Annotated in this window: 20 protein-coding genes and 1 tRNA gene; 13 read left to right on the top strand and 8 right to left on the bottom strand. The window is 68.3% G+C overall.

The features are described from left to right. Positions 1-215: 215 nt before the first annotated feature. Positions 216-695, bottom strand: coding sequence for a 2-amino-4-hydroxy-6-hydroxymethyldihydropteridine diphosphokinase (gene folK, locus ACZ5Z2_RS05505; RefSeq protein WP_464760949.1), 480 nt, complete (start codon positions 693-695; stop codon positions 216-218). Then, the gene (gene pcnB / locus ACZ5Z2_RS05500; RefSeq protein WP_464760948.1) at positions 692-2,044 is read right to left on the bottom strand and encodes a polynucleotide adenylyltransferase PcnB; all 1,353 of its coding nucleotides are present in this window, start codon (positions 2,042-2,044) and stop codon (positions 692-694) included. The genes folK and pcnB overlap by 4 nt, the downstream gene beginning before the upstream one ends. Positions 2,045-2,151: 107 nt before the next feature. Between pcnB and ACZ5Z2_RS05495 the strand changes: the two genes are divergently transcribed. Both ACZ5Z2_RS05495 and fdxA read left to right on the top strand, forming a co-directional pair. Beyond that, positions 2,152-2,227: transfer RNA gene (locus ACZ5Z2_RS05495), tRNA-Glu, on the top strand. Positions 2,228-2,509: 282 nt separating this feature from the next. Continuing rightward, positions 2,510-2,833: a ferredoxin FdxA gene (gene fdxA / locus ACZ5Z2_RS05490; protein ID WP_192104689.1), complete on the top strand. Its 324-nt coding sequence runs from the start codon at positions 2,510-2,512 to the stop codon at positions 2,831-2,833. 110 nt (positions 2,834-2,943) lie between these two features. Here fdxA and ACZ5Z2_RS05485 read toward each other — a convergent pair whose 3' ends face one another. Then, entirely contained in the window at positions 2,944-3,504 is a 561-nt protein-coding gene (locus ACZ5Z2_RS05485) for a hypothetical protein (protein ID WP_464760947.1), read from the bottom strand. Between the two features lie 52 nt (positions 3,505-3,556). Beyond that, a complete protein-coding gene (gene dapA / locus ACZ5Z2_RS05480; protein WP_464760946.1) occupies positions 3,557-4,483 on the bottom strand; it encodes a 4-hydroxy-tetrahydrodipicolinate synthase in 927 nt (308 codons plus the stop codon). 83 nt (positions 4,484-4,566) lie between these two features. On the opposite strand from dapA, the gene ACZ5Z2_RS05475 reads away from it, so the two are divergent. The 9 genes from ACZ5Z2_RS05475 to ACZ5Z2_RS05435 all read left to right on the top strand — a co-directional run bounded on the left by ACZ5Z2_RS05475 (position 4,567) and on the right by ACZ5Z2_RS05435 (position 12,509). Next, complete coding sequence (locus ACZ5Z2_RS05475) at positions 4,567-5,127, top strand: glycine cleavage system transcriptional repressor (RefSeq protein ID WP_464760945.1); 561 nt, start codon at positions 4,567-4,569, stop codon at positions 5,125-5,127. Positions 5,128-5,284: 157 nt separating this feature from the next. Further along, positions 5,285-5,746, top strand: coding sequence for a peroxiredoxin (locus tag ACZ5Z2_RS05470; RefSeq protein ID WP_464760944.1), 462 nt, complete (start codon positions 5,285-5,287; stop codon positions 5,744-5,746). A gap of 82 nt (positions 5,747-5,828) precedes the next feature. Continuing rightward, positions 5,829-7,208, top strand: a complete 1,380-nt coding sequence (locus ACZ5Z2_RS05465; RefSeq protein ID WP_464760943.1) for a PhoH family protein — start codon at positions 5,829-5,831, stop codon at positions 7,206-7,208. A gap of 51 nt (positions 7,209-7,259) precedes the next feature. Further along, entirely contained in the window at positions 7,260-7,553 is a 294-nt protein-coding gene (locus ACZ5Z2_RS05460; RefSeq protein ID WP_464760942.1) for a GIY-YIG nuclease family protein, read from the top strand. A 122-nt stretch (positions 7,554-7,675) separates the two neighbouring features. Beyond that, positions 7,676-8,461 (top strand): bifunctional hydroxymethylpyrimidine kinase/phosphomethylpyrimidine kinase, encoded by a 786-nt coding sequence (gene thiD / locus ACZ5Z2_RS05455; RefSeq protein ID WP_464760941.1) that lies wholly within the window; start codon positions 7,676-7,678, stop codon positions 8,459-8,461. Between the two features lie 76 nt (positions 8,462-8,537). Next, the gene (locus ACZ5Z2_RS05450; protein WP_464760940.1) at positions 8,538-9,476 is read left to right on the top strand and encodes an aspartyl/asparaginyl beta-hydroxylase domain-containing protein; all 939 of its coding nucleotides are present in this window, start codon (positions 8,538-8,540) and stop codon (positions 9,474-9,476) included. A gap of 58 nt (positions 9,477-9,534) precedes the next feature. Then, positions 9,535-10,458, top strand: a complete 924-nt coding sequence (gene sigJ / locus ACZ5Z2_RS05445) for an RNA polymerase sigma factor SigJ (protein ID WP_464760939.1) — start codon at positions 9,535-9,537, stop codon at positions 10,456-10,458. A gap of 46 nt (positions 10,459-10,504) precedes the next feature. Further along, positions 10,505-10,963, top strand: coding sequence for a carboxymuconolactone decarboxylase family protein (locus tag ACZ5Z2_RS05440; RefSeq protein WP_464760938.1), 459 nt, complete (start codon positions 10,505-10,507; stop codon positions 10,961-10,963). Positions 10,964-11,120: 157 nt separating this feature from the next. Next, a complete protein-coding gene (locus ACZ5Z2_RS05435) occupies positions 11,121-12,509 on the top strand; it encodes a serine hydrolase domain-containing protein (protein ID WP_464760937.1) in 1,389 nt (462 codons plus the stop codon). On the opposite strand, the gene ACZ5Z2_RS05430 is transcribed toward ACZ5Z2_RS05435, so the two are convergent. From ACZ5Z2_RS05430 to grxC, 4 genes are all read right to left on the bottom strand, one after another. Next, positions 12,478-13,605 carry a helix-turn-helix domain-containing protein gene (locus ACZ5Z2_RS05430; RefSeq protein ID WP_464760936.1) on the bottom strand — a complete coding sequence of 376 codons (1,128 nt, stop codon included), beginning with the start codon at positions 13,603-13,605 and terminating at the stop codon, positions 12,478-12,480. The genes ACZ5Z2_RS05435 and ACZ5Z2_RS05430 overlap by 32 nt on opposite strands. Before the next feature lie 240 nt (positions 13,606-13,845). After that, entirely contained in the window at positions 13,846-14,859 is a 1,014-nt protein-coding gene (locus ACZ5Z2_RS05425) for an isocitrate dehydrogenase (RefSeq protein ID WP_464760935.1), read from the bottom strand. Between the two features lie 318 nt (positions 14,860-15,177). Continuing rightward, positions 15,178-15,579: a carboxymuconolactone decarboxylase family protein gene (locus ACZ5Z2_RS05420; RefSeq protein WP_464760934.1), complete on the bottom strand. Its 402-nt coding sequence runs from the start codon at positions 15,577-15,579 to the stop codon at positions 15,178-15,180. After that, positions 15,576-15,839, bottom strand: a complete 264-nt coding sequence (gene grxC, locus ACZ5Z2_RS05415; protein ID WP_464760933.1) for a glutaredoxin 3 — start codon at positions 15,837-15,839, stop codon at positions 15,576-15,578. Before grxC ends, ACZ5Z2_RS05420 begins: the two co-directional genes overlap by 4 nt. 179 nt (positions 15,840-16,018) lie before the next feature. Here grxC and ACZ5Z2_RS05410 point away from each other — a divergent pair, with 179 nt between their 5' ends. Further along, the gene (locus ACZ5Z2_RS05410) at positions 16,019-17,713 is read left to right on the top strand and encodes a M48 family metalloprotease (protein ID WP_464760932.1); all 1,695 of its coding nucleotides are present in this window, start codon (positions 16,019-16,021) and stop codon (positions 17,711-17,713) included. A 161-nt stretch (positions 17,714-17,874) separates the two neighbouring features. Further along, positions 17,875-18,564 carry a phosphate regulon transcriptional regulator PhoB gene (phoB, locus tag ACZ5Z2_RS05405; RefSeq protein WP_464760931.1) on the top strand — a complete coding sequence of 230 codons (690 nt, stop codon included), beginning with the start codon at positions 17,875-17,877 and terminating at the stop codon, positions 18,562-18,564. Positions 18,565-18,614 lie beyond the last annotated feature (50 nt).

Here is an 18,614-nt window from a genome sequence, read left to right as displayed (position 1 = left end):
AGGGGCGATTATCCGCTGCGCCGCATCATTCGGCCAGCCGGCCGAAGAGCCTGTTCACGATCTCCCCATGGCAAGGCCACCCGCAGGGCACAGTCTGTTTGCCCACATCCCTGCGTCATCACTCGGTCGCGGACGGACGTCCACTCCCTCCTTCTTCCTTGGCCTGCGCGCAAACAGCTCCTGGCGCGGGCCATGGGGAGATCGTGAGCAGGCTCTCAGCCCAGGCACTCGCAACCCTGCGCATCCACGGCGATCAGCAGGTCGGCCACGCGTCCCTGCCCCGGCAACACGAGATCGGGCGCCAGGTCGGCCAGCGGCAGCAGCACGAAGGCCCGCTCGGCGATGCGCGGGTGCGGCAGGGTCAGGCGGGCATCGTCCAGTTGCACGCCGTCCACGTGCAGCAGATCGAGATCCAGCGTGCGCGGCCCGTTGCGCTCGGCACGCACGCGGCCGGCGCGCTGCTCGATCGCCAGCAATTCGTCCAGCAGCACATGCGGTTCGAGGCTGGTTTCGAGCAAGACGGCTGCATTGACGAACGGCGGCTGCTCCCGCATGCCCCACGGCGGCGTGAGGTACAGGCGCGAACGGCGCAGCCGTTGCGTACCCGGCAGGCGCGCCAGCGCATCCACGGCATCCAGCACCTGCCTGCGCGGGTCACCCAGGTTGCTCCCCAGCGCGACGTAGGCTGCGGTCACGCCGGTTTCGGCTTGGCCGAAGGCTTGCGCCGGCGCCGCTTGCGCGGCGGACTGGCCGTAGCCACGGCCAGCTCGGGATCGTTGCCGCCGCCATGCGTGGGCAGTGCCGCCGCCAGCGTGTCGTGCGGCAGCTGCTGCGCGTGATCCCACCACAGGCCCAGCTCGCGCAGCGCCGGCGACTCGTGCGCGCGCAGCAGCAGGAAGTCGAATGCGGCGCGGAAGCGCGGGTGGGTCAGCAGGCGCAGCACCTTCTTGCGCTGGATCTGCTCGAAACGCGGCTGCAGCGACCAGATTTCCTCCATGGTGAAGGTGAAGCGGCGCGGGATCGCCACGCGCTGGCACTGCTCGGCCACCACCTGCATCGCGGCGCGCGCCCAGGCTTCGTTGGCATCCTTGCCGCGCGCGATCTGGTGGTGCGCCAGGTCGCGCACCTCGCCCCACAGCAGCACGGCGAACAGGAAGGCCGGCGTCACCGACTTGCCTTCCGCCACGCGCTCGTCGGTGTTCGCCAGGCCCTGCTCGACCAGCGCGCGCAAGGCTTCGTCGCCGCGCTTCAGCGCGCGCGCCGTGGCGGGGAACAGGAACTGCAGCAGGCCGCATTGCTCGAGCATGCGGAAGCTCTTCAGCCCGTGCCCGGCGAGGAACATCTTCAGCGATTCGTCGAACAGCCGCGCCGGCGAGGCTTCCAGCAGCAGCGAACCCAGCTCCGCGAACGGCGCCGCGGCGGCCGCGTCGATGGTGAAGCCGAGCTTGGCGGCAAGGCGCGCCGCGCGCAGCATGCGCACCGGATCCTCGCGATAGCGCGTGGCCGGCTCGCCGATCAGGCGCAGCACGCGATCCTGCAGATCCTGCATGCCGCCCACGTAGTCGCGCACGGAGAAGTCGCTGATGTCGTAGTACATCGCGTTGACGCGGAAGTCGCGGCGGATGGCATCTTCCTCGATCGTGCCCCACACGTTGTCGCGCACGATGCGGCCGTCGACGATGTGGCGCTCGCCTTCCGCGCCCTCCTCCTCGCCGGTGCCGCGGAAGGTGGCCACCTCGATGATCTCCGGCCCGAACACCACGTGCGCCAGCCGGAAACGGCGGCCGATCAGGCGGCAGTTGCGGAACAGCTTCTTCACCTCGTCCGGCGTGGCATTGGTGGCCACGTCGAAATCCTTGGGCCGGCCGCTCAGCAGCAGGTCGCGCACCGCGCCGCCGACCAGGAAGGCGTCGTAGCCGGCCTCGTTGAGGCGGTACAGCACGCGCAGCGCGGCCTTGCTGATGTTCTTGCGGGAAATCGTGTGCTGCTCGCGCGGGATGATGCGCAGCGCGGGCCTGGCGTCGTTCCTGGCTTCGGGATTCAAGCGGCTGGGATCCTTGCGGGTATCTTGTTCGGCATGCGCCGCGCGACGGCGCGACGGCATTGCCGAGCGGAACAATTCCGCTATACTAGCGCGCTCTGCAAGACTTCGCTCCCATCGTCTAGCGGTCCAGGACACCGCCCTCTCAAGGCGGGAACACGAGTTCGAACCTCGTTGGGAGCGCCACCACCCGTGCGATTCGTCCGGAATCGCCGCTCGGCGCGGTAATGCGGCAAGCTTCAAGCGACCGCCTTGCCCAAGCGCCAACCGCGGCCATCCATGGCCGCACTCTTCAGGAACAGCCGGCACGATCAAGCGATCGTGCCGTTTGTTTTTGGGCAGGCGCCACGACGATTGCACTGGCCCTCGGGTTCCGTCTCTTCCAGCGGCGGATCGGGCATTGGCAACTTTTCAGCCAGCGCGCATTGCAGTCATACTTGCCAACGCCCAAACGCAAGAGCACCACCCATGACCTTCGTCGTCACCGACAACTGCATCAAGTGCAAGTACACCGACTGCGTGGAAGTCTGCCCGGTCGATGCCTTCCACGAAGGCCCGAACTTCCTGGTGATCGACCCGGACGAGTGCATCGACTGCACGCTGTGCGAGCCGGAGTGCCCGATCAACGCGATCTACCCGGAAGACGACGTGCCCGGCGGACAGGAAGGTTTCGTGGCGCTGAACGCCGAGTTGGCGAAGGCCTGGCCGGTGATCACCGAGCGCAAGGACGGCCTGGCCGACGCGAAGGAATGGGAAGGCAAGCCGGACAAGCTCAAGCTGCTGCAGCGCTGAGCGCCGGAACACGGCGCCGCGGCTCCACGAAAGCCGGCGCGCTCATCCGGAACACCCAACGAAAATGCCGCCCGATGGGCGGCATTTTCGTTGGCGGGATCGGCGCGGAATCAGCCGGCCATGCCTTTCTTCAACGCGTCCACGAGCTTGGCGACCGCTCCGGCATTGCCCTGCGCGCGCACTTCGCTGGCGCTGCTGCCGCTGGGGTTCACGGTGACCTGTACCGGATGCGTGCTGCCGGCGGCGCTCTTGTCCTTGTGGCCGAACAGGCGGCCGAAGAAACCCTTCTTCTTTGCCACGTCCTCGCCGCCCACCACGTTCACGGTGTAGGTGTGCGCGTTGTCGTCATGGCCGGTCACCTGGCCGGCGCTGCCGGCGGCCAGCAGCTGGCCCACCTTCTGGTAGGCGCCGTCGACGCTGCCGGACACCACGAAGGCGTCGGAAATCTGGTCGGCCAAGGCTGGCGCAGCCTGCTGCTGCCCCGAACCCGGCGGCGGGATCACCAGCGCCGCAGTGGCCGGCGGCGTGTCCAGGCCCGGCGGGATTTCCAGCGGAGCCTCCTGCTTGGCCGTCTCCCACGCCTTCGTGGATCGGAACATGCCGCAACCGGAAAGCAACAGGCCCGCGAAGGCCAGCGCCGGCAGGGTCACGAGTAGCGAGGATTTCTTCATGCAAGGGTTTTCCGTGGGAGTTTCGGTTGGTAGCCGCCAACGCGGCTTTCGATCAGGCAGCGTGCGCCAAGGATGCCAGACTGGACAGCGCCTCGCGCAAACGGGCGCGATCCGGGCCTTCGGCCAGCTCCACCAGCGGCAAGCGCGGCAGCGCCGATCCCAGCCCAAGCTCCGGCAAGCCGGCTTTCACCGCGATCGGGTTCGGTGCGCAGTTCAGCGCCTGCACCAGGGGCGCCAGCGCATCGTCGCAACGCGCGGTGGCGGCGCGGTCGCCGCCAGTCGCCGCGTCGCACAACGCGCGGAACGCCTTCGGTGCGAGGTTGGCCACCACCGAGATGGTGCCGGCCGCACCGGCCAGCATGGCCTGCGCGGCCGAGCCGTCGTCGCCGGAGAGATAGACGAAATCCGCGCGCGCAAGTTCCGCAAGCGCGGCGATGCGCCCGGCGTCGGCGCACGCTTCCTTGATGCCCACGATGGCCGGGTGTCCGGCAAGCTGCGCCACGGTCTCCGGCAGCAAGTCGCAGGCGGTGCGGCCGGGCACGTTGTAGAGCAGCACCGGCAGGCCGCCATGCTCGGCGACTTCGAGGAAGTGGCGGCGCATGCCTTCCTGCGTGGGTCGCACGTAATAGGGCGCCACCACCAGCGCGGCATCGGCCCCCAGCGCCTTGGCGCGGCGCGTGACGGCCACGGTCTTCGCGGTGCCCGCCTCGCCGGTGCCGGCGATCACCGGCACGCGGCCGGCCACGTGTTCCACCGCAAACGCGAGCAGGCGGTCGAACTCGTCGTGTTCGAGCATGTGCGCCTCACCGGTGGAACCGGCCACCACAAGCGCCTGCGTGCCGCCGGCGAGCTGATGGTCGAGCAGGCGCGCGAACGCCGGCAGGTCGAGCGCGCCGTCGGGCGCGAACGGCGTCGCCAGCGCGCAGATGCTTCCGCGAATGTCCAAGGTCGAATACCGCACGGGAATCAAGTTTTGCATGTTACTTGCGGGCTTGCGGGAGCGGCAAGTAAGCTGGCTGGCGCGATTCCCGCGCCACGCGGGCTCCGGCACAGGCCATCCCATTGAAATCGACGCCCACCGCCCGTTCGGGCAGCGACAATCAGCTGCTGATCCACGCGCTGACCTCGGCCGCCCATTCGCCACTCACCGCGCTCACCCGACGTATCGCCGATGCCGGCTGCAGCCTGGCCGAGTCGCGCGTGGCCACGATCGGCAACGAGGTCTCGGTGATGCTGCTGGCCAACGGCGCCTGGGACGCGCTGGCCAAGCTGGAGACGGCGCTGAACAAGCTGGCGCGCGACGAGAACCTGCGCCTCGCCCACTACCGCACCACGCCGCGCGAGCCGAACTCGCACCTGCTGCCGTACATGGTGGAGATCATCTCCGCCGACCGCCCCGGCATCGTGGCGCGCATCGTGGAATTCTTCAGCCAGCAGGGCATCAGCGTGGAGCAGTTGCACTCCACCCGTTACCTGGCGATGCAGACCGGCGCGGAGATGTTCCAGGCGCAGTTCACGATAGGCATTCCGGCCGACGTGCATATCGCCGCCTTGCGCGACGATTTCCTGGAGCTGTGCGATGGCCTGAACCTGGATGCGATCATGGATCCGGTGAAGTTCTAGGCCTGTCCACGCTCTCCGCGGCCCGCTCCGCGCAGGACGCAAACGGACGCTCAGGATGCTCCGCCGACGGACGCCTGACAAGGCTGTCTCCGTCACATCCATCGCGCTAGTCTCTCCCCGCACAGCAGCGAAACCCCACCGGGTTTCCGGAGAGACCATGCCAGACCTCGGAAAGAAGGCCCCCGCCCTCGGCGGCACCACCGGCGACGGCAGCACGCTGAAGCTCGCCGACCTCAAGGGCCAATGGATCGTGGTGTATTTCTACCCCAAGGATGCCACCCCCGGCTGCACCACCGAAGCGCAGGACTTCCGCGACCTCTATCCGAAGTTCAAGAAGCGCCACGCCGAGATCGTCGGCGTCTCGCGCGACTCGGCCAGATCCCACGCCAACTTCGCCGCCAAGCAGGAACTGCCGTTCCCGCTGATATCCGACGCGGATGAAACCTGGTGCAAGTCCTTCGACGTGATCCACGAGAAGGTGCTCTACGGCAAGCGCCACCTGGGCGTGGTGCGCAGCACCTTCCTGATCGACCCGGACGGCAAGCTCGCCGCCGAATGGCGCGGCGTGAAGGTGCCGGGCCACGCCCAGGCCGTGCTCGACGCCATTCCCGCCAAGTGACCGCAGCACTCCACGTCGCCGCCGCCGCGGCATCCGCGCTGCCGCGCTCCCTTCGTCCTGTCCCACGCGAGGTTCCTGCCGCATGACCGCAAGCAAGCGCATCTACGTCCTGGACACCAACGTGCTGCTGCACGACCCCACTTCGCTGTTCCGCTTCGAGGAACACGACGTGTTCATCCCGATGACGGTGCTGGAGGAACTGGACGAGAAGAAGAAGGGCGTTTCGGAAGTCTCGCGCAACGGCCGCCAGGTCAGCCGCTTCCTCAACGAGCTGATCGTGCGGGGCAACGGCCACGGCATCAGCAACGGGCTGGAGCTGGCGAACCCGCAGGGCATCAAGCTCAAGCGCGGCGCCGCGGTGGGACGGCTGTATTTCCAGCAGCGCACCAGCGCCAACCACGGCAAGGCGGACAACCTGATCCTCGCCGCGGTGATCGAGCTGCGCGACCAGAACCCCGAGCGCTCGGTGATCCTGGTCAGCAAGGACATCAACCTGCGCATCAAGGCGAAGATCTACGGCATCGACGCGGAGGACTACGAGAACGACCGCGCGCTGGACGACTTCGCCCTGCTCTACACCGGCTCCAACGCGCTGCCCGAGAACTTCTGGGACGCGCATCCGGAAGTGGAATCGTGGAACGAACGCGGCCGCACCTACTACAAATTGAACCGACGCGAGGACGAGGACTGGCACCCCAACCAGTGCCTGTACCTGCCCGGCGAAGGCGGCGTGGAACTGCGCGTGCTCAAGCTGGACGACGACAAGGCCACGCTCGCGCTGATGGACGACCACAGCCACGCCAACCACCACGTCTGGGGCATCGCCGCGCGCAACCGCGAGCAGAACTTCGCGCTCAACGTGCTGATGGATCCGGAGGTGGATTTCGTCACCCTGCTCGGCACCGCCGGCACCGGCAAGACCCTGCTCGCGCTCGCCGCCGGCCTGGCGCAGGTGATGGATCAGCAGCGCTACCGCGAGATCATCATGACCCGCGCCACGGTGAGCGTGGGCGAGGACATCGGCTTCCTGCCCGGCACCGAGGAGGAGAAGATGACGCCGTGGATGGGCGCGCTCACCGACAACCTCGAAGTGCTGGCCAATCCCGAGGAAGGCGGCAGCTGGGGACGCCAGGCGACGAACGACCTGCTCGCCTCGCGCATCAAGATCCGCTCGCTGAACTTCATGCGCGGCCGCACCTTCCTGTCACGCTACCTGATCATCGACGAGGCGCAGAACCTCACGCCCAAGCAGATGAAGACCCTGATTACCCGCGCCGGCCCCGGCACCAAGATCGTCTGCCTGGGCAACGTGGAGCAGATCGACACGCCCTATCTCACCGAGACCACCTCCGGCCTCACCTACGCGGTGGATCGCTTCAAGCAGTGGGAGCATTCGGCCCACGTCACCCTGCGGCGCGGCGAGCGTTCGCGGCTGGCGGATTTCGCGTCGGAGGCGCTGTAAGGCTCTTGATCGTCATGCCGGCGCAGGCCGGCATCCAGCGGAGACTGCGCCATGGACAGGCGACAACCTTGCGTATACATGCTCGCCAGCGGACGAAACGGCACGCTGTACATCGGCGTCACCAGCAACCTGGTTGGACGCGTCTGGCAACACCGCAACGAAGCCATCCAGGGTTTCACATCGCGCTACCACGTCCACGATCTGGTCTGGTACGAGCTGCATGAAACGATGGAGTCCGCCATTCTCCGCGAGAAACAGCTCAAGGAATGGAAGCGCGCATGGAAACTGCGATTGATCGAAGGCGGGAATCCTGGATGGCTCGACCTTTATCCGACGTTGCTGTAACTGGATTCCGGCCTACGCCGGAATGACGATCAAGAGTAGGTGCCTCGTGCTTGCCGTCATTCCGGCGAAGGCCGGAATCCAGTAACCGCGACTCCCAATAGTGCGACAACCACCAAGCACCGATGCCCCACACCACGCCCCCCATCGCCCTCACCATCGCCGGCTCCGATTCCGGAGGCGGCGCAGGCATCCAGGCCGACCTGAAGACCTTCCACGCCCGTGGCGTGCACGGGCTGTCGGCCATTGCCGCGATCACCTCGCAGAACACGCGCGGCGTGAGCGCGGTGCACCCGGTGCCGCTCAAGCACATCCGCAGCCAGATCGCCGCGGTGTTCGATGATTTTCCCGTGGCCGCGGTGAAGACCGGCATGCTGGGTAGCGCGGCGATCGTGCGGCTGGTGGCACATGAGATGGCAGCGCGCAAGCCGGCCTGGCTGGTGGTCGATCCGGTGATGATCGCCACCAGCGGCGCGCGCCTGCTCGACGCGGACGCCATCGCGGTGCTGGTGAACGAGCTGATCCCGCTGGCCGACGTGCTCACGCCCAACCTGCCCGAGGCGGAGGCGTTGCTGGGCTACCCGATCCGCAGCGCGAAGGATTGCGCCCGCGCCGGCGAGGAACTGCGCGGACTGGGCGCCAAGACCGTACTGCTCAAGGGCGGCCACGGCAGCGGCCGCGAGGTGGTGGATCGGTTCTTCGACGCGCGCGGCGTGCTGGAACTCCGCCACAAGCGATTGAAACTGGAGGCCCACGGTACCGGCTGTACCCTGGCTTCGGCGCTGGCCGCCGAACTGGCCAAGGGTCAACCGCCGCGCAACGCCGTGCGAAACGCCGTGGCCTACGTGCAACGCGCGCTGGCGCGCGGCTACCAACCCGGCGGCACGCCGCTGCGCGTGTTGTCGCACTGATCCGCGCTCCTGCGGTGGCGTGCGGCACGGGCGCTAGAATGGCGCTCCGTCCCGCCGCCCTTTCCCGCCCACGCCGATGACCCCGCGCCTCGTCCTGCTGATCCTGATCCTGCTGTTCGTGCTGTGCGTGCTGCTGGTGCACCTGCGCGGGCGCGCGCGGCTGCGCTTCGACCGCCAACTGGTGGATCACTCGGCGATCTTTGCGCCGTACAACCTCTTGATGTACGCGTTCTCCGCGGTGCCGGCGCGGCCCATCCTCGACCGCCGTGGTTTCCCGCAGCTCGACCTGCTGCAGGCGAACTGGCAGGCCATCCGCGAGGAAGCGCTGTCGCTGTTCGACGAAGGCCACATCCGCGCGGCGCAGGGCGGCAACGACGCCAGCTTCAACAGCTTCTTCAAGCAGGGCTGGAAGCGTTTCTACCTGAAGTGGTACGGCGAGCCGCTGGCCTCGGCCGAAGCGCTGTGCCCGAAGACCGTGACGCTGCTGAAATCCATCCCCAGCATCAAGGCGGCGATGTTCGCCACGCTGGCGCCCAACAGCAAGCTCAACCCGCACCGCGACCCGTTCGCCGGCTCCCTGCGCTATCACCTCGGCCTGATCACGCCGAACTCGCGCGACTGCCGCATCTTCGTGGACGGCGAGGAACACGCCTGGGGCGACGGCAAGGACGTGGTGTTCGACGAGACCTACGTGCACTGGGTGGAGAACACCACCGACCAGACGCGCGTGATCCTGTTCGCCGACGTGGAGCGCCCGCTGCGTAGTCGCTGGATGGAAGCAATCAATCACCGCGTGGGGGCGTTCATGGGCAAGATCACCGCCTCGCCGAATACCGAGTCGCCGGAGGAGAAGACCGGCTTCGTCAACCGCGTGTTCGCGCTCAACCAGCGCAACCGCGAGCGCAGCCGTGCGTTCAAGAGGAAGCACCCGAAGCTGTTCCGCACGCTGAAATACCTGGGCATGCTGCTGCTGGCGTGGCTGATCGTCTGCGCGCCGTGGCCGTTCGTCCGCTAGGCCTGTCACGTCCGCGCGCGGCGGTGCGTCCTTGAGGCGATTCCAAAAGGAAACCGCCATGGATCCGCAGACCGCCCTGTTCCAGCAACACCGCCAGCGCCTGTTCGGACTGGCCTACCGCATGCTCGGCACGCCCGCCGACGCCGAGGACGTGCTGCACGACGCCTGGCTGCGCTGGCATGCGCAGGACACCGCCGCGCTGGACGATCCCGAAGCCTGGCTGGTCACCGTGACCACGCGCCTGGCGCTGGATCGCCTGCGCCGCGCCAAGACCGAACGCGCGCACTATCCCGGCCCGTGGCTGCCCGAGCCGCTGGTGGACGAGGAAGCTGCGCACGCCGGCACCGCCGAAACGCCCGAGGCGGCCCTGGAACACGACCAGACCCTCACCCTCTCCTTCCTCACCCTGCTGGAACGGCTGGGCCCGGACGAACGCGCCGCCTTCCTGCTCAACGAGGTGTTCGACTACAGCCATGCCGAGGCCGCGGCCATCCTGGGCATCGCCGAAAACGCCTGTCGCCAGCGCGTGCATCGCGCCAAGGCGCGTTTGCGCGAGGATCGCCCGCGCTACAGCGTGGACGCCCGCGCCCAGCAGCGCCTGCTGCAGCGCTTCGTGGCCGCGATGGAACAGCCTACGCTGGAATCGCTGCAGGCGCTGTTCGCCGAGGACGCCGTCCACATCAGCGACGGCGGCGGCGTGGTGGCCGCCACCCTGCATCCGCTGCATGGCGCCGAGCGGCTGGCGCGGCTGTACCTGCAGATCGCCCACCACACCCGCCTGCAGCCGTTGCGCTACAGCCTGCGCACGCTCAACGGAGCGCCGGCCCTGCTGGCCTGGGCCGGCGGCACACTGACCACCGCGATCTGGATCGAGGGCGACGGCGAACAGATCACCGCCATCCATGCGCTGCGCCACCCGGGCAAGCTCGCACGGCTGGCGGCGACGGTAACGGATCCGCAGGCCGGCGCGTCCTTGCATTGAACGGCTCATTCCAGCCGCCAATCCCCACTACCGCAGGAGCCATCCCATGACCCGCATTTCCATCCAGCGCCACTACGCCGCCATGCAGCCGCTGGTCAAACTCGGCCAGGAGATCCGCGAACGCGGCCACCTGGACGCCAAGCTGGTCGAACTGGTGCTGATGCGCTGCTCGCAGATCAACGGCTGCGTGTTCTGCCTCGACATGCACAGCAAGGACGCCCGCGCCGCCGGCGAAACCGAGCAACGCCTGTACCTGCTGCCCGCCTGGCGCGAAACCAGGCTGTACAGCGAGAGCGAACAGGCCGCGCTGGCGCTGGCCGAGGAACTCACCGAGCTGCCTTCCCACGAATCGGTGTCCGACGCGCTCTACGAGCGGGTGCACCAGCACTTCGAGGACGCGGCCGTGATCGACCTGGTGCTGCTGGTCGGCCTGATCAACACCTGGAACCGGCTCAACATCGCCGTGCGTACGGAAGGCGGCCACTACAAGCCCGCCGCGCACTGATACCGCCGGCCGGCCGCGCCGCGCAGCGGCCACGCGCGGGTGCGATCCGGCCGGATCGCACCCGCGAAGACGGCGCAGCAGTACGGTTCCGCCGCCCCGGACGCCGCCGATGTCCCCGCACTCCATGCTGGCGCCTCCCTTCCCAGGCAGACGCCCCATGACACTGCGCATCGTCAAATTCGCCCTCGCGGCCCTGGCCGTGATCCTGCTGTCCATCGCGGCCTGGCTTGGTACCGCGGGACGTCCCCTGCTGCGCATCGCCACCGGCTCGGTCAGCAGCGGCCTGTGCGACGCCGCGTTCGTCAGCCGGGTCGATCCCGGCAGCGTGTTCCGCGAACAACACGCGCCGCAGATGCGCGACATCGAATGGGCGCTCCGCTGGCACGTGGACAGGGTCCGGCGGGAGGCGGACGCCAGCGTGCTGGGCGCCTTCCGCGCACGCGCCGTGTTCCGCCCGGGGCTGGGCTGCCTGTTGCTGCACGGCGACGACGCGGTGCCCGAGGCCGCCGGCTTCGCCCCCGCGCCGATTACCAGTCCATATCCAGGCCACGCGGTCGCTTCGGACGATCCCGCCATCCGCGCCGCGCTCGACCGTGCCTTCGCCGAGCCCGATCCCGCGCATCCGCGCAACACCAAGGCCGTCGTGGTGTTGCACGACGGCCGGCTGATCGCCGAGCGCTACGCGCCCGGCTACGGGCCGGACACGCCGATCTGGGCGCATTCGATGACGAAGTCGCTGATCAACGCCTTGATCGGCATCTTGGTGCGCGAAGGCAAGCTGCGGCGGGATCAGCCTGCGCCGCTGCCGGCCTGGCGACGCGCAGGCGAGCCGCATGGCAGCATCACCGTCGACCAGTTGCTGCGCATGGACAGCGGCCTGCCGTTCGACGAGACCGAGGACGTGCTGAGCCCGATGACGCGCATGAGCTTTCTCCAGCGCGACATGGCCGGCTACGCGGCGCGGATGCCGCTGGCCGACGCGCCCGGCACCACCTGGGCCTACGGCAACCTGGACTACGTGCTGCTCGGCCGCATCGTCACCGACGCCGCCGGCGGCAGCGCCGTGGACGCCGAGCGCTTCGCCCGGCGCGAGCTGTTCGCGCCGCTGGGCATGGCGCATACGCTGATCCAGACCGACGCCCGCGGCACCCTGATCGGCTCGGGCGGCGGCTACGGCACGGCGCGCGATTTCGCCCGCTTCGGCCAGCTCTATCTCGACGACGGCGTGGTCGACGGCAAGCGCATCCTGCCCGAAGGCTGGGTGGCCTACAGCCATTCGCAGACCTTGGACACCGGCTATGGCGCCGGCTTCTGGCTCAACATCAAGCACGACACCCCGGTGCCGGTGTGGAACGCGCCCTGGGGCATGCCGCAGCTGCCCAAGGACATGTACTACGCGCGCGGCGCGTTCGGGCAGTACACGGTGATCGTGCCGTCGGAAAAACTCGTCGTGGTTCGCATGGGCATCTCGCTGGACTACGGCGACCACACCGGCGACCTGGTGGCCGCCATCATCAAGGCCCTGCACGCCCGGCCGACGCCGTGAGCGACTGCGATTTGCGGTAAGCGCTGGGCGTCTCGCCCAACTGGCGCTTGAACGCGGCGTTGAAGGTGGACTTGGAGGTGAAGCCGCAGGCGTAGGCGATGTCGAGGATGGTGCGCGTGTCGCCAACATCGGCCAGGCGCTCGCGCGCCGCCTCCACGCGCAGCCGGTTGACGTAGTCCCAGAACGTGCCGCCGGAGCGGCGATTGATCACCGCCGACACCAGGTACTCGGGATAACCGCTGCGCTTGGCCACCTGGCCGATGGTCAGTGCCGGCTCCAGGTACAGCGGCGCGGCGCCGCTCATCAGTTCCGCAAGGCGGGCCTCGACGGCATCGGAGCGGGCATCGTCCGGATCAGCGTCAGCCCGCTGCTCCGCTGGCGCGGGCGGCAGATCCGGCTCCACCGCAACCGGCGGCTGATTCAGGCTGAACCAGCCCACCACGCACACCCAGCCTGCCACCAGGCCGAACAGCAGCATGTAGTTGATCACCGGCAGCCAGACCACCGCCTGCACGATGGCGACGCCCCAGATCACGATCTGGCACAGCGCCAGCACGTCGATCCAGCGCAGCGAATGGCGGTCGGCGTCCGAACGGCGCTCGCGCAGCTCGCGCCGGTAGCGATGCACGCGCACCAGTGCCGCAGCCACGTAGGACAGGCTGTAGACGAACAGCGGCCCGTCGAACCACGCGCCGACGTTGCGCTCGCCGGCGACCCAGCGCGCCGACAGCGCCGCGATCCGTGCATGATCCATCGTCCACACGTAGCCGTCGGCCACGAACATCGCGCCGAAGCCGAGCAGGTGCGCGCAGTCGCGCCAGCGGAAGCTGCGCCCCTGCGTCAGTGCACGCACGTAGAGGTAGAACAGGCTGCCGTAGAGAAACGGAAACAGCGCCACGAAGCGGTAGGCACGGAACCATTCCGGCTCCAGCGTGTGCCAGTACGCCGCCTTAACCGCCAGGTCGAGCCCGGTCAGCGCCACCCACACCGCGAGCAGCCGGTTAGCCTGGCGATTGGCCGGTCGCCGCCACAACGCCAGCGCCAGCAAGGCGGCCTGCAAGGCCGCGGCAAAGTAGAGGAAGACCCATAACGTCATGCGCGCAAGGATGGGCGAAGGCGCCGGAGACGGCCAAGGCCATCGATGCTAGCGAAGCGGGCGGCACCGTTCCAGAATGCCGCCGTTCCAGAAACGCCAAGGCCGCGGACGATGCCGCGGCCTTGGCTCCTTGTTTACGATTCCCCGGCGTGTATCCCACGCCAAGTCATCCGCGATCTCCAGGCCCCACGGCTGGATTCCCGCTTTCGCAGGAATGACGGCAGGTGCGTATGAGGCGGATCAGCCTTTCACGCGCCTGGCGATGGCCGCGCCGAAGCTCTCGGTGGAACCCTTGCCGCCCAGATCCGGCGTCACGCTGTCGCGGTCGTTGGCCATGGTGTCGCGGATCGCGGCGCGCAGCTTGTCGCCCTTCTCCACCATGCCCAGGTGGTCGAGCATGTCGGCCGCGGCCAGCAGCAGCGCGCAGGGGTTGGCGATGCCCTTGCCGGCGATGTCCGGGGCGGAGCCGTGCACGGCCTCGAAGATCGCCGCGCCCTCGCCGATGTTGTCGCCCGGCGCCAGGCCCAGGCCGCCGACCAGGCCGGCGCACAGGTCGGAGAGGATGTCGCCGAACAGGTTGGTGGTGACGATCACGTCGAACTGCTCGGGACGCATCACCAGCTGCATGCAGGTGTTGTCCACGATCATTTCGTTGAACTCGATCTGCGGGTATTCCTTGGCGACTTCGCGCGCCACGTTGAGGAACAGGCCCGAGGCGGTCTTGATGATGTTGGCCTTGTGCACGGCCGTGACCTTCTTGCGGCCCTTCTTCACCGCCAGCTCGAAGGCGTAGCGCACGATGCGCTCGCTGCCCTTGCGCGTGTTGCGGATCATCGAGGTCGCGGTCTGGCCGTCCTCGGACAGCGACTGGCCCTCGGCCAGGTAGGCGCCCTCGGTGTTCTCGCGCACCGTGATGATGTCGATGTTCTCGAAGCGCGCCTTGGTGCCGGGGAAGCTGATCGCCGGACGCACGTTGGCGTACAGGTCGAAATGGCGGCGCAGGGTGACGTTGATCGAGGTGAAGCCGCCGCCGATCGGCGTGGTCAGCGGGCCCTTCAGCGCCACCTTGTGCTCGGCGATCTTGTCCAGCGTGGCCTTGGGCAGCAGGTCGCCGTGCTTCTCCAGCGCCACCATGCCGGCGTCGGCGAAGTCGTAGGAAAGGCCGCAGTCCAGCGCATCGAGCACGCGCAGCGTGGCGGTCATGATCTCCGGGCCGATGCCGTCGCCGGGGATCACCGCGATGGTCTTGCTCATGGGGAAACTCCTTGGGGAATGGAACCGTCGACCGGCGCCGGGGGATCGGCGCGCAAGGGTCGACAACCCTGCAATTATCGCCCATCCATACGGCAGCGAACAGCCAAGGGCCGGTGCGAGGCGTTGAAAATCCTCGCATGGAGCGTTGCGGGAACCCGCATGACGCCCTTCTTCCTCTCCCCGTCGGGGAGAGGATCGAGGTGAGGGGACAATCTTGCGGCGACGCCCGATCAGAGCGGGCTTCAAACCTAAAGCTCTGTCGCAAGAGCCGCCCCTCACCCCAGCCCTCTCCCCAGTGGGGAGAGGGAGAAATCGGCGTCAGGCGTGGTCGGCGCAGGCCACGTCGGCCGTGGCCTCGCCCTCTTCCAGCTTGTCGAGGAAATCCACCGCGCGGCGGAGGTGCGGGATCACGATGGAACCGCCCACCACGAGGCCCACGCTGAAGGTCTCGAAGAATTCCTCGCGGCTGACCCCGGCCTCCTTGCACTGCGCCACGTGGTAGCTGATGCAGTCGTCGCAGCGCAGCACCATCGAGGCGACCAGGCCCAGCAGTTCCTTGGTCTTCACGTCCAGCGCGCCGGGCTTGTAGGTCTGCGTGTCCAGCGCGAAGAAGCGCCGCACCACCTGGTTGTCCTCGGCCAGGATGCGCTCGTTCATGCGCTGGCGGAACGCGGTGAACTCGGCCACGCGATCCTTTTCGCCGCCCTGCCCGCCGCTCATGCACCCGCCTCCAGCAGTTCGGCCAGCTTGCCGCTGCGGTCGGCCGCCACCAGGTCGTCGTAGCCGCCCACCAGCTGGTCGTTGATGAAGATCTGCGGCACGGTGCGGCGGCCGCCGCTGCGCGCCAGCATGGCGTCGCGCTGGGCGGGATCGGTGTCCACGCGGATGTCTTCCCAGCTCAGGCCCTTGGCCTTGAGCAGGTTCTTGGCCGCCACGCAGTAAGGGCAAACGGCGGTGGAATAGACTTCAATCTTGGACATCACGAAACTCCGATTGCTTACGCCGCAAAATAGGGGCAAAAGCCCCCAGAACAAGCCGCTGCACGGTGAACCGATACCGCCGCAAGCGGTCGTTTATTGAACAGTGCGGCCATGGATGGCCGCCCGTTTGACCTTCGCGATCAAGGATGATCGCAATAGCTGCTCATTGTCGCCCACGTATGCCCATGCCGCCACGACGCCCCGCCAAGCGCCTGCTCACCGCCCTGATCCTCGCCGGCCTCGCCTTCGCCGCCGGCGCGCAGGACTCCTCGCGCCTGCCCGACCTCGGCAGCTCGGCGCAGGCGCTGATCTCGCCGCAGGAAGCGCAGGACTACGGCGCTTCCATGCTGCGCCAGATGCGCGCGCTGGGCATGGTGGTGGACGACCCGCTGCTGGACGACTACGTCAACGACCTCGGCTTCCGGCTGGTCGCCGCCTGCGCCAAGCCGCGCGACCATTTCCAGTTCTTCATCGTCAAGGACGACGAGATCAACGCCTTCGCCATGCCCGGCGGCTACATCGCGGTGAACTCCGGCCTGATCGCCATCACCCGCAGCGAGAGCGAGCTGGCCGGCGTGATCGCGCACGAGATCGGCCACATCACGCAGAACCACCTGCAGCGCGCGTTCGAGGACTCGAAGAAGAACGCGCCGCTGATGGCGCTGGTGCTGCTGGGCGCCATCGCCGCCAGCACGGCCGGCCGCAGCGCCGGCGACGCGCCGATCGCGGTGCTCGCCGGCGGGCAGGGCCTGCTGGCGCAGAAGGAGATCAACTTCACCCGCAAGGACGAGATCGAGGCCGACCGCGCCGGCATCAAGACGCTGGCCAACGCCGGCTTCGACCCGAACGCGATGGCCGCGTTCTTCCAGCACATGGAGGACGTGCTGAGCACGGGCGCGGGCGGCGAGGCGCCGTCCTTCCTGCAGGATCACCCGGTCACCAGCGACCGCATCGCCGACGCCAAGGCGCGCGCCGGCGCGCTGATCGCCGAGCAGAAGCGGCGCCCTTCCGGCGACCTGCTGCTCCAGGGCCAGTGGGAACAGATCAGCGCGCCGATCGCCTTCGTGCACGGGCCGATCCGGCTCGGCGCGGGCGCCGCCGGCCCGGCCGGCCTCGACACCTACGAACTGATGCGCGAACGCGCGCGCGTGCTGAGCGGCAACGCCCTGCGGCTGGCCGACTACTACGCCAGCAACCTCAAGGACAAACCCGGTTTCGACACCCCGGCCAACCGCTACGGCTATGCGCTGGCGCTCACCCGCAGCGATCGCGGCGCGCAGGCCGAGGCGCAGCTGCAACCGCTCATGCAGGCGCACGCCGGCAACCTGATCCTCACCCTGGCGCTGGCCGACGCCGAGCGGCAGGCCGGCCAGCGCGACGCCGCGCTGGCGCTGTATCGCCAGCTCAACCAGCAGTCGCCGCGCAACCGCGCGGTGGCGCTGGCCTACGCCACCGCGCTTACCGAACGCGGCGACCAGGCGCAGGCCGGCACCGCCGCCAACCTGTTGCGCCCGCTGCTGGAAAACAGCGACGACCCCGCGCTGTACACCGCCTACGCCCGCGCCAGCGACAAGGCCGGCGACGGCGAGCGCGCCGGCGAGGCCTGGGCCGACGCCAGCTACTACGCCGGCCGTCCGTTCGACGCGATGGAGCAGCTCAAGCGCCTGCTCAAGCGCGACGACCTCAGCTACTACGCCCGCTCGCGCATCCAGGCGCGCATCGCCGAGCTCACCCCGCTGGTGCTGGAGCTGCGCAAGCGCAAGATCGACACGCCGGACAACCCCGCCACCCAGGACAGCCCGCAGCAACTGCAGGACGAACGCTGCGCGGGACGCCTGTGCCTCGGCCTGGATACGGGCTCTGGCTCTTTTTAAGGATGCGGCCAACGGCGACCGCTTTCGTGAATAGTGCAGCCATGGATGGCTGCCCGTTTGATCCTGCACTCATGGACGAGTGCATAGGCAAACCCGTGTCATCGCCGCGTAACATTCCTGCATTGCAATATCCCGGTCACAGTCCAACGGACGTTGCCCGCGTGCACAAACGCATCCTGATCGTCGAAGACGAAACCTCGATCCGCGAAATGATCGCCTTCGCCCTGCGCAAGGCCGACATGGAGGCGATGCAGGCCGCCGACGCCCGCGCCGCCCAGCTCGCCATCTCCGAACAGGTGCCCGACCTGATCCTGCTGGACTGGATGCTGCCGGGCATGAGCGGGCTGGAACTGGCGCGCCGCCTGCGCAAGGAGGAGCTGAGCCGCGAGATCCCCATCATCATGCTCACCGCGCGCGGCGAGGAGATGGATCGCGTCAACGGCCTGGAAGCCGGCGTGGACGACTACGTGGTCAAGCCGTTCTCCACCCGCGAGCTGATCGCGCGGATCAAGGCGGTGCTGCGCCGCACCCACGGCGACGACGGCGACGGCATGGTGGAGCTGGGCCGGCTGCGCATCGACGGCCCCGCGCACCGCGTGTTCGCCGGCGACGAGCCGGTGACCATCGGCCCCACCGAATACCGCCTGCTGCACTTCTTCATGACCCATCCCGAGCGCGTGTACTCGCGCGCGCAGTTGCTCGACCACGTGTGGGGCGGCAGCGTGTACGTGGAGGAGCGCACGGTGGACGTGCACATCCGCCGCCTGCGCAAGACGCTGGAGCCGTGGAAGCTGGAGGACATGGTGCAGACCGTGCGCGGCAGCGGCTATCGCTTCTCGGCGAGCGTCTGACCCGCCGGAAACCAGCCTTTCGCTCGTCATTCCGGCGAAGGCCGGAATCC

It is taken from the genome of Rhodanobacter sp. G1 (assembly GCF_055397855.1).
The sequence above is the reverse complement of the archived record's forward strand: the minus strand, read 5'-3'. Positions and strand labels throughout refer to the sequence as shown.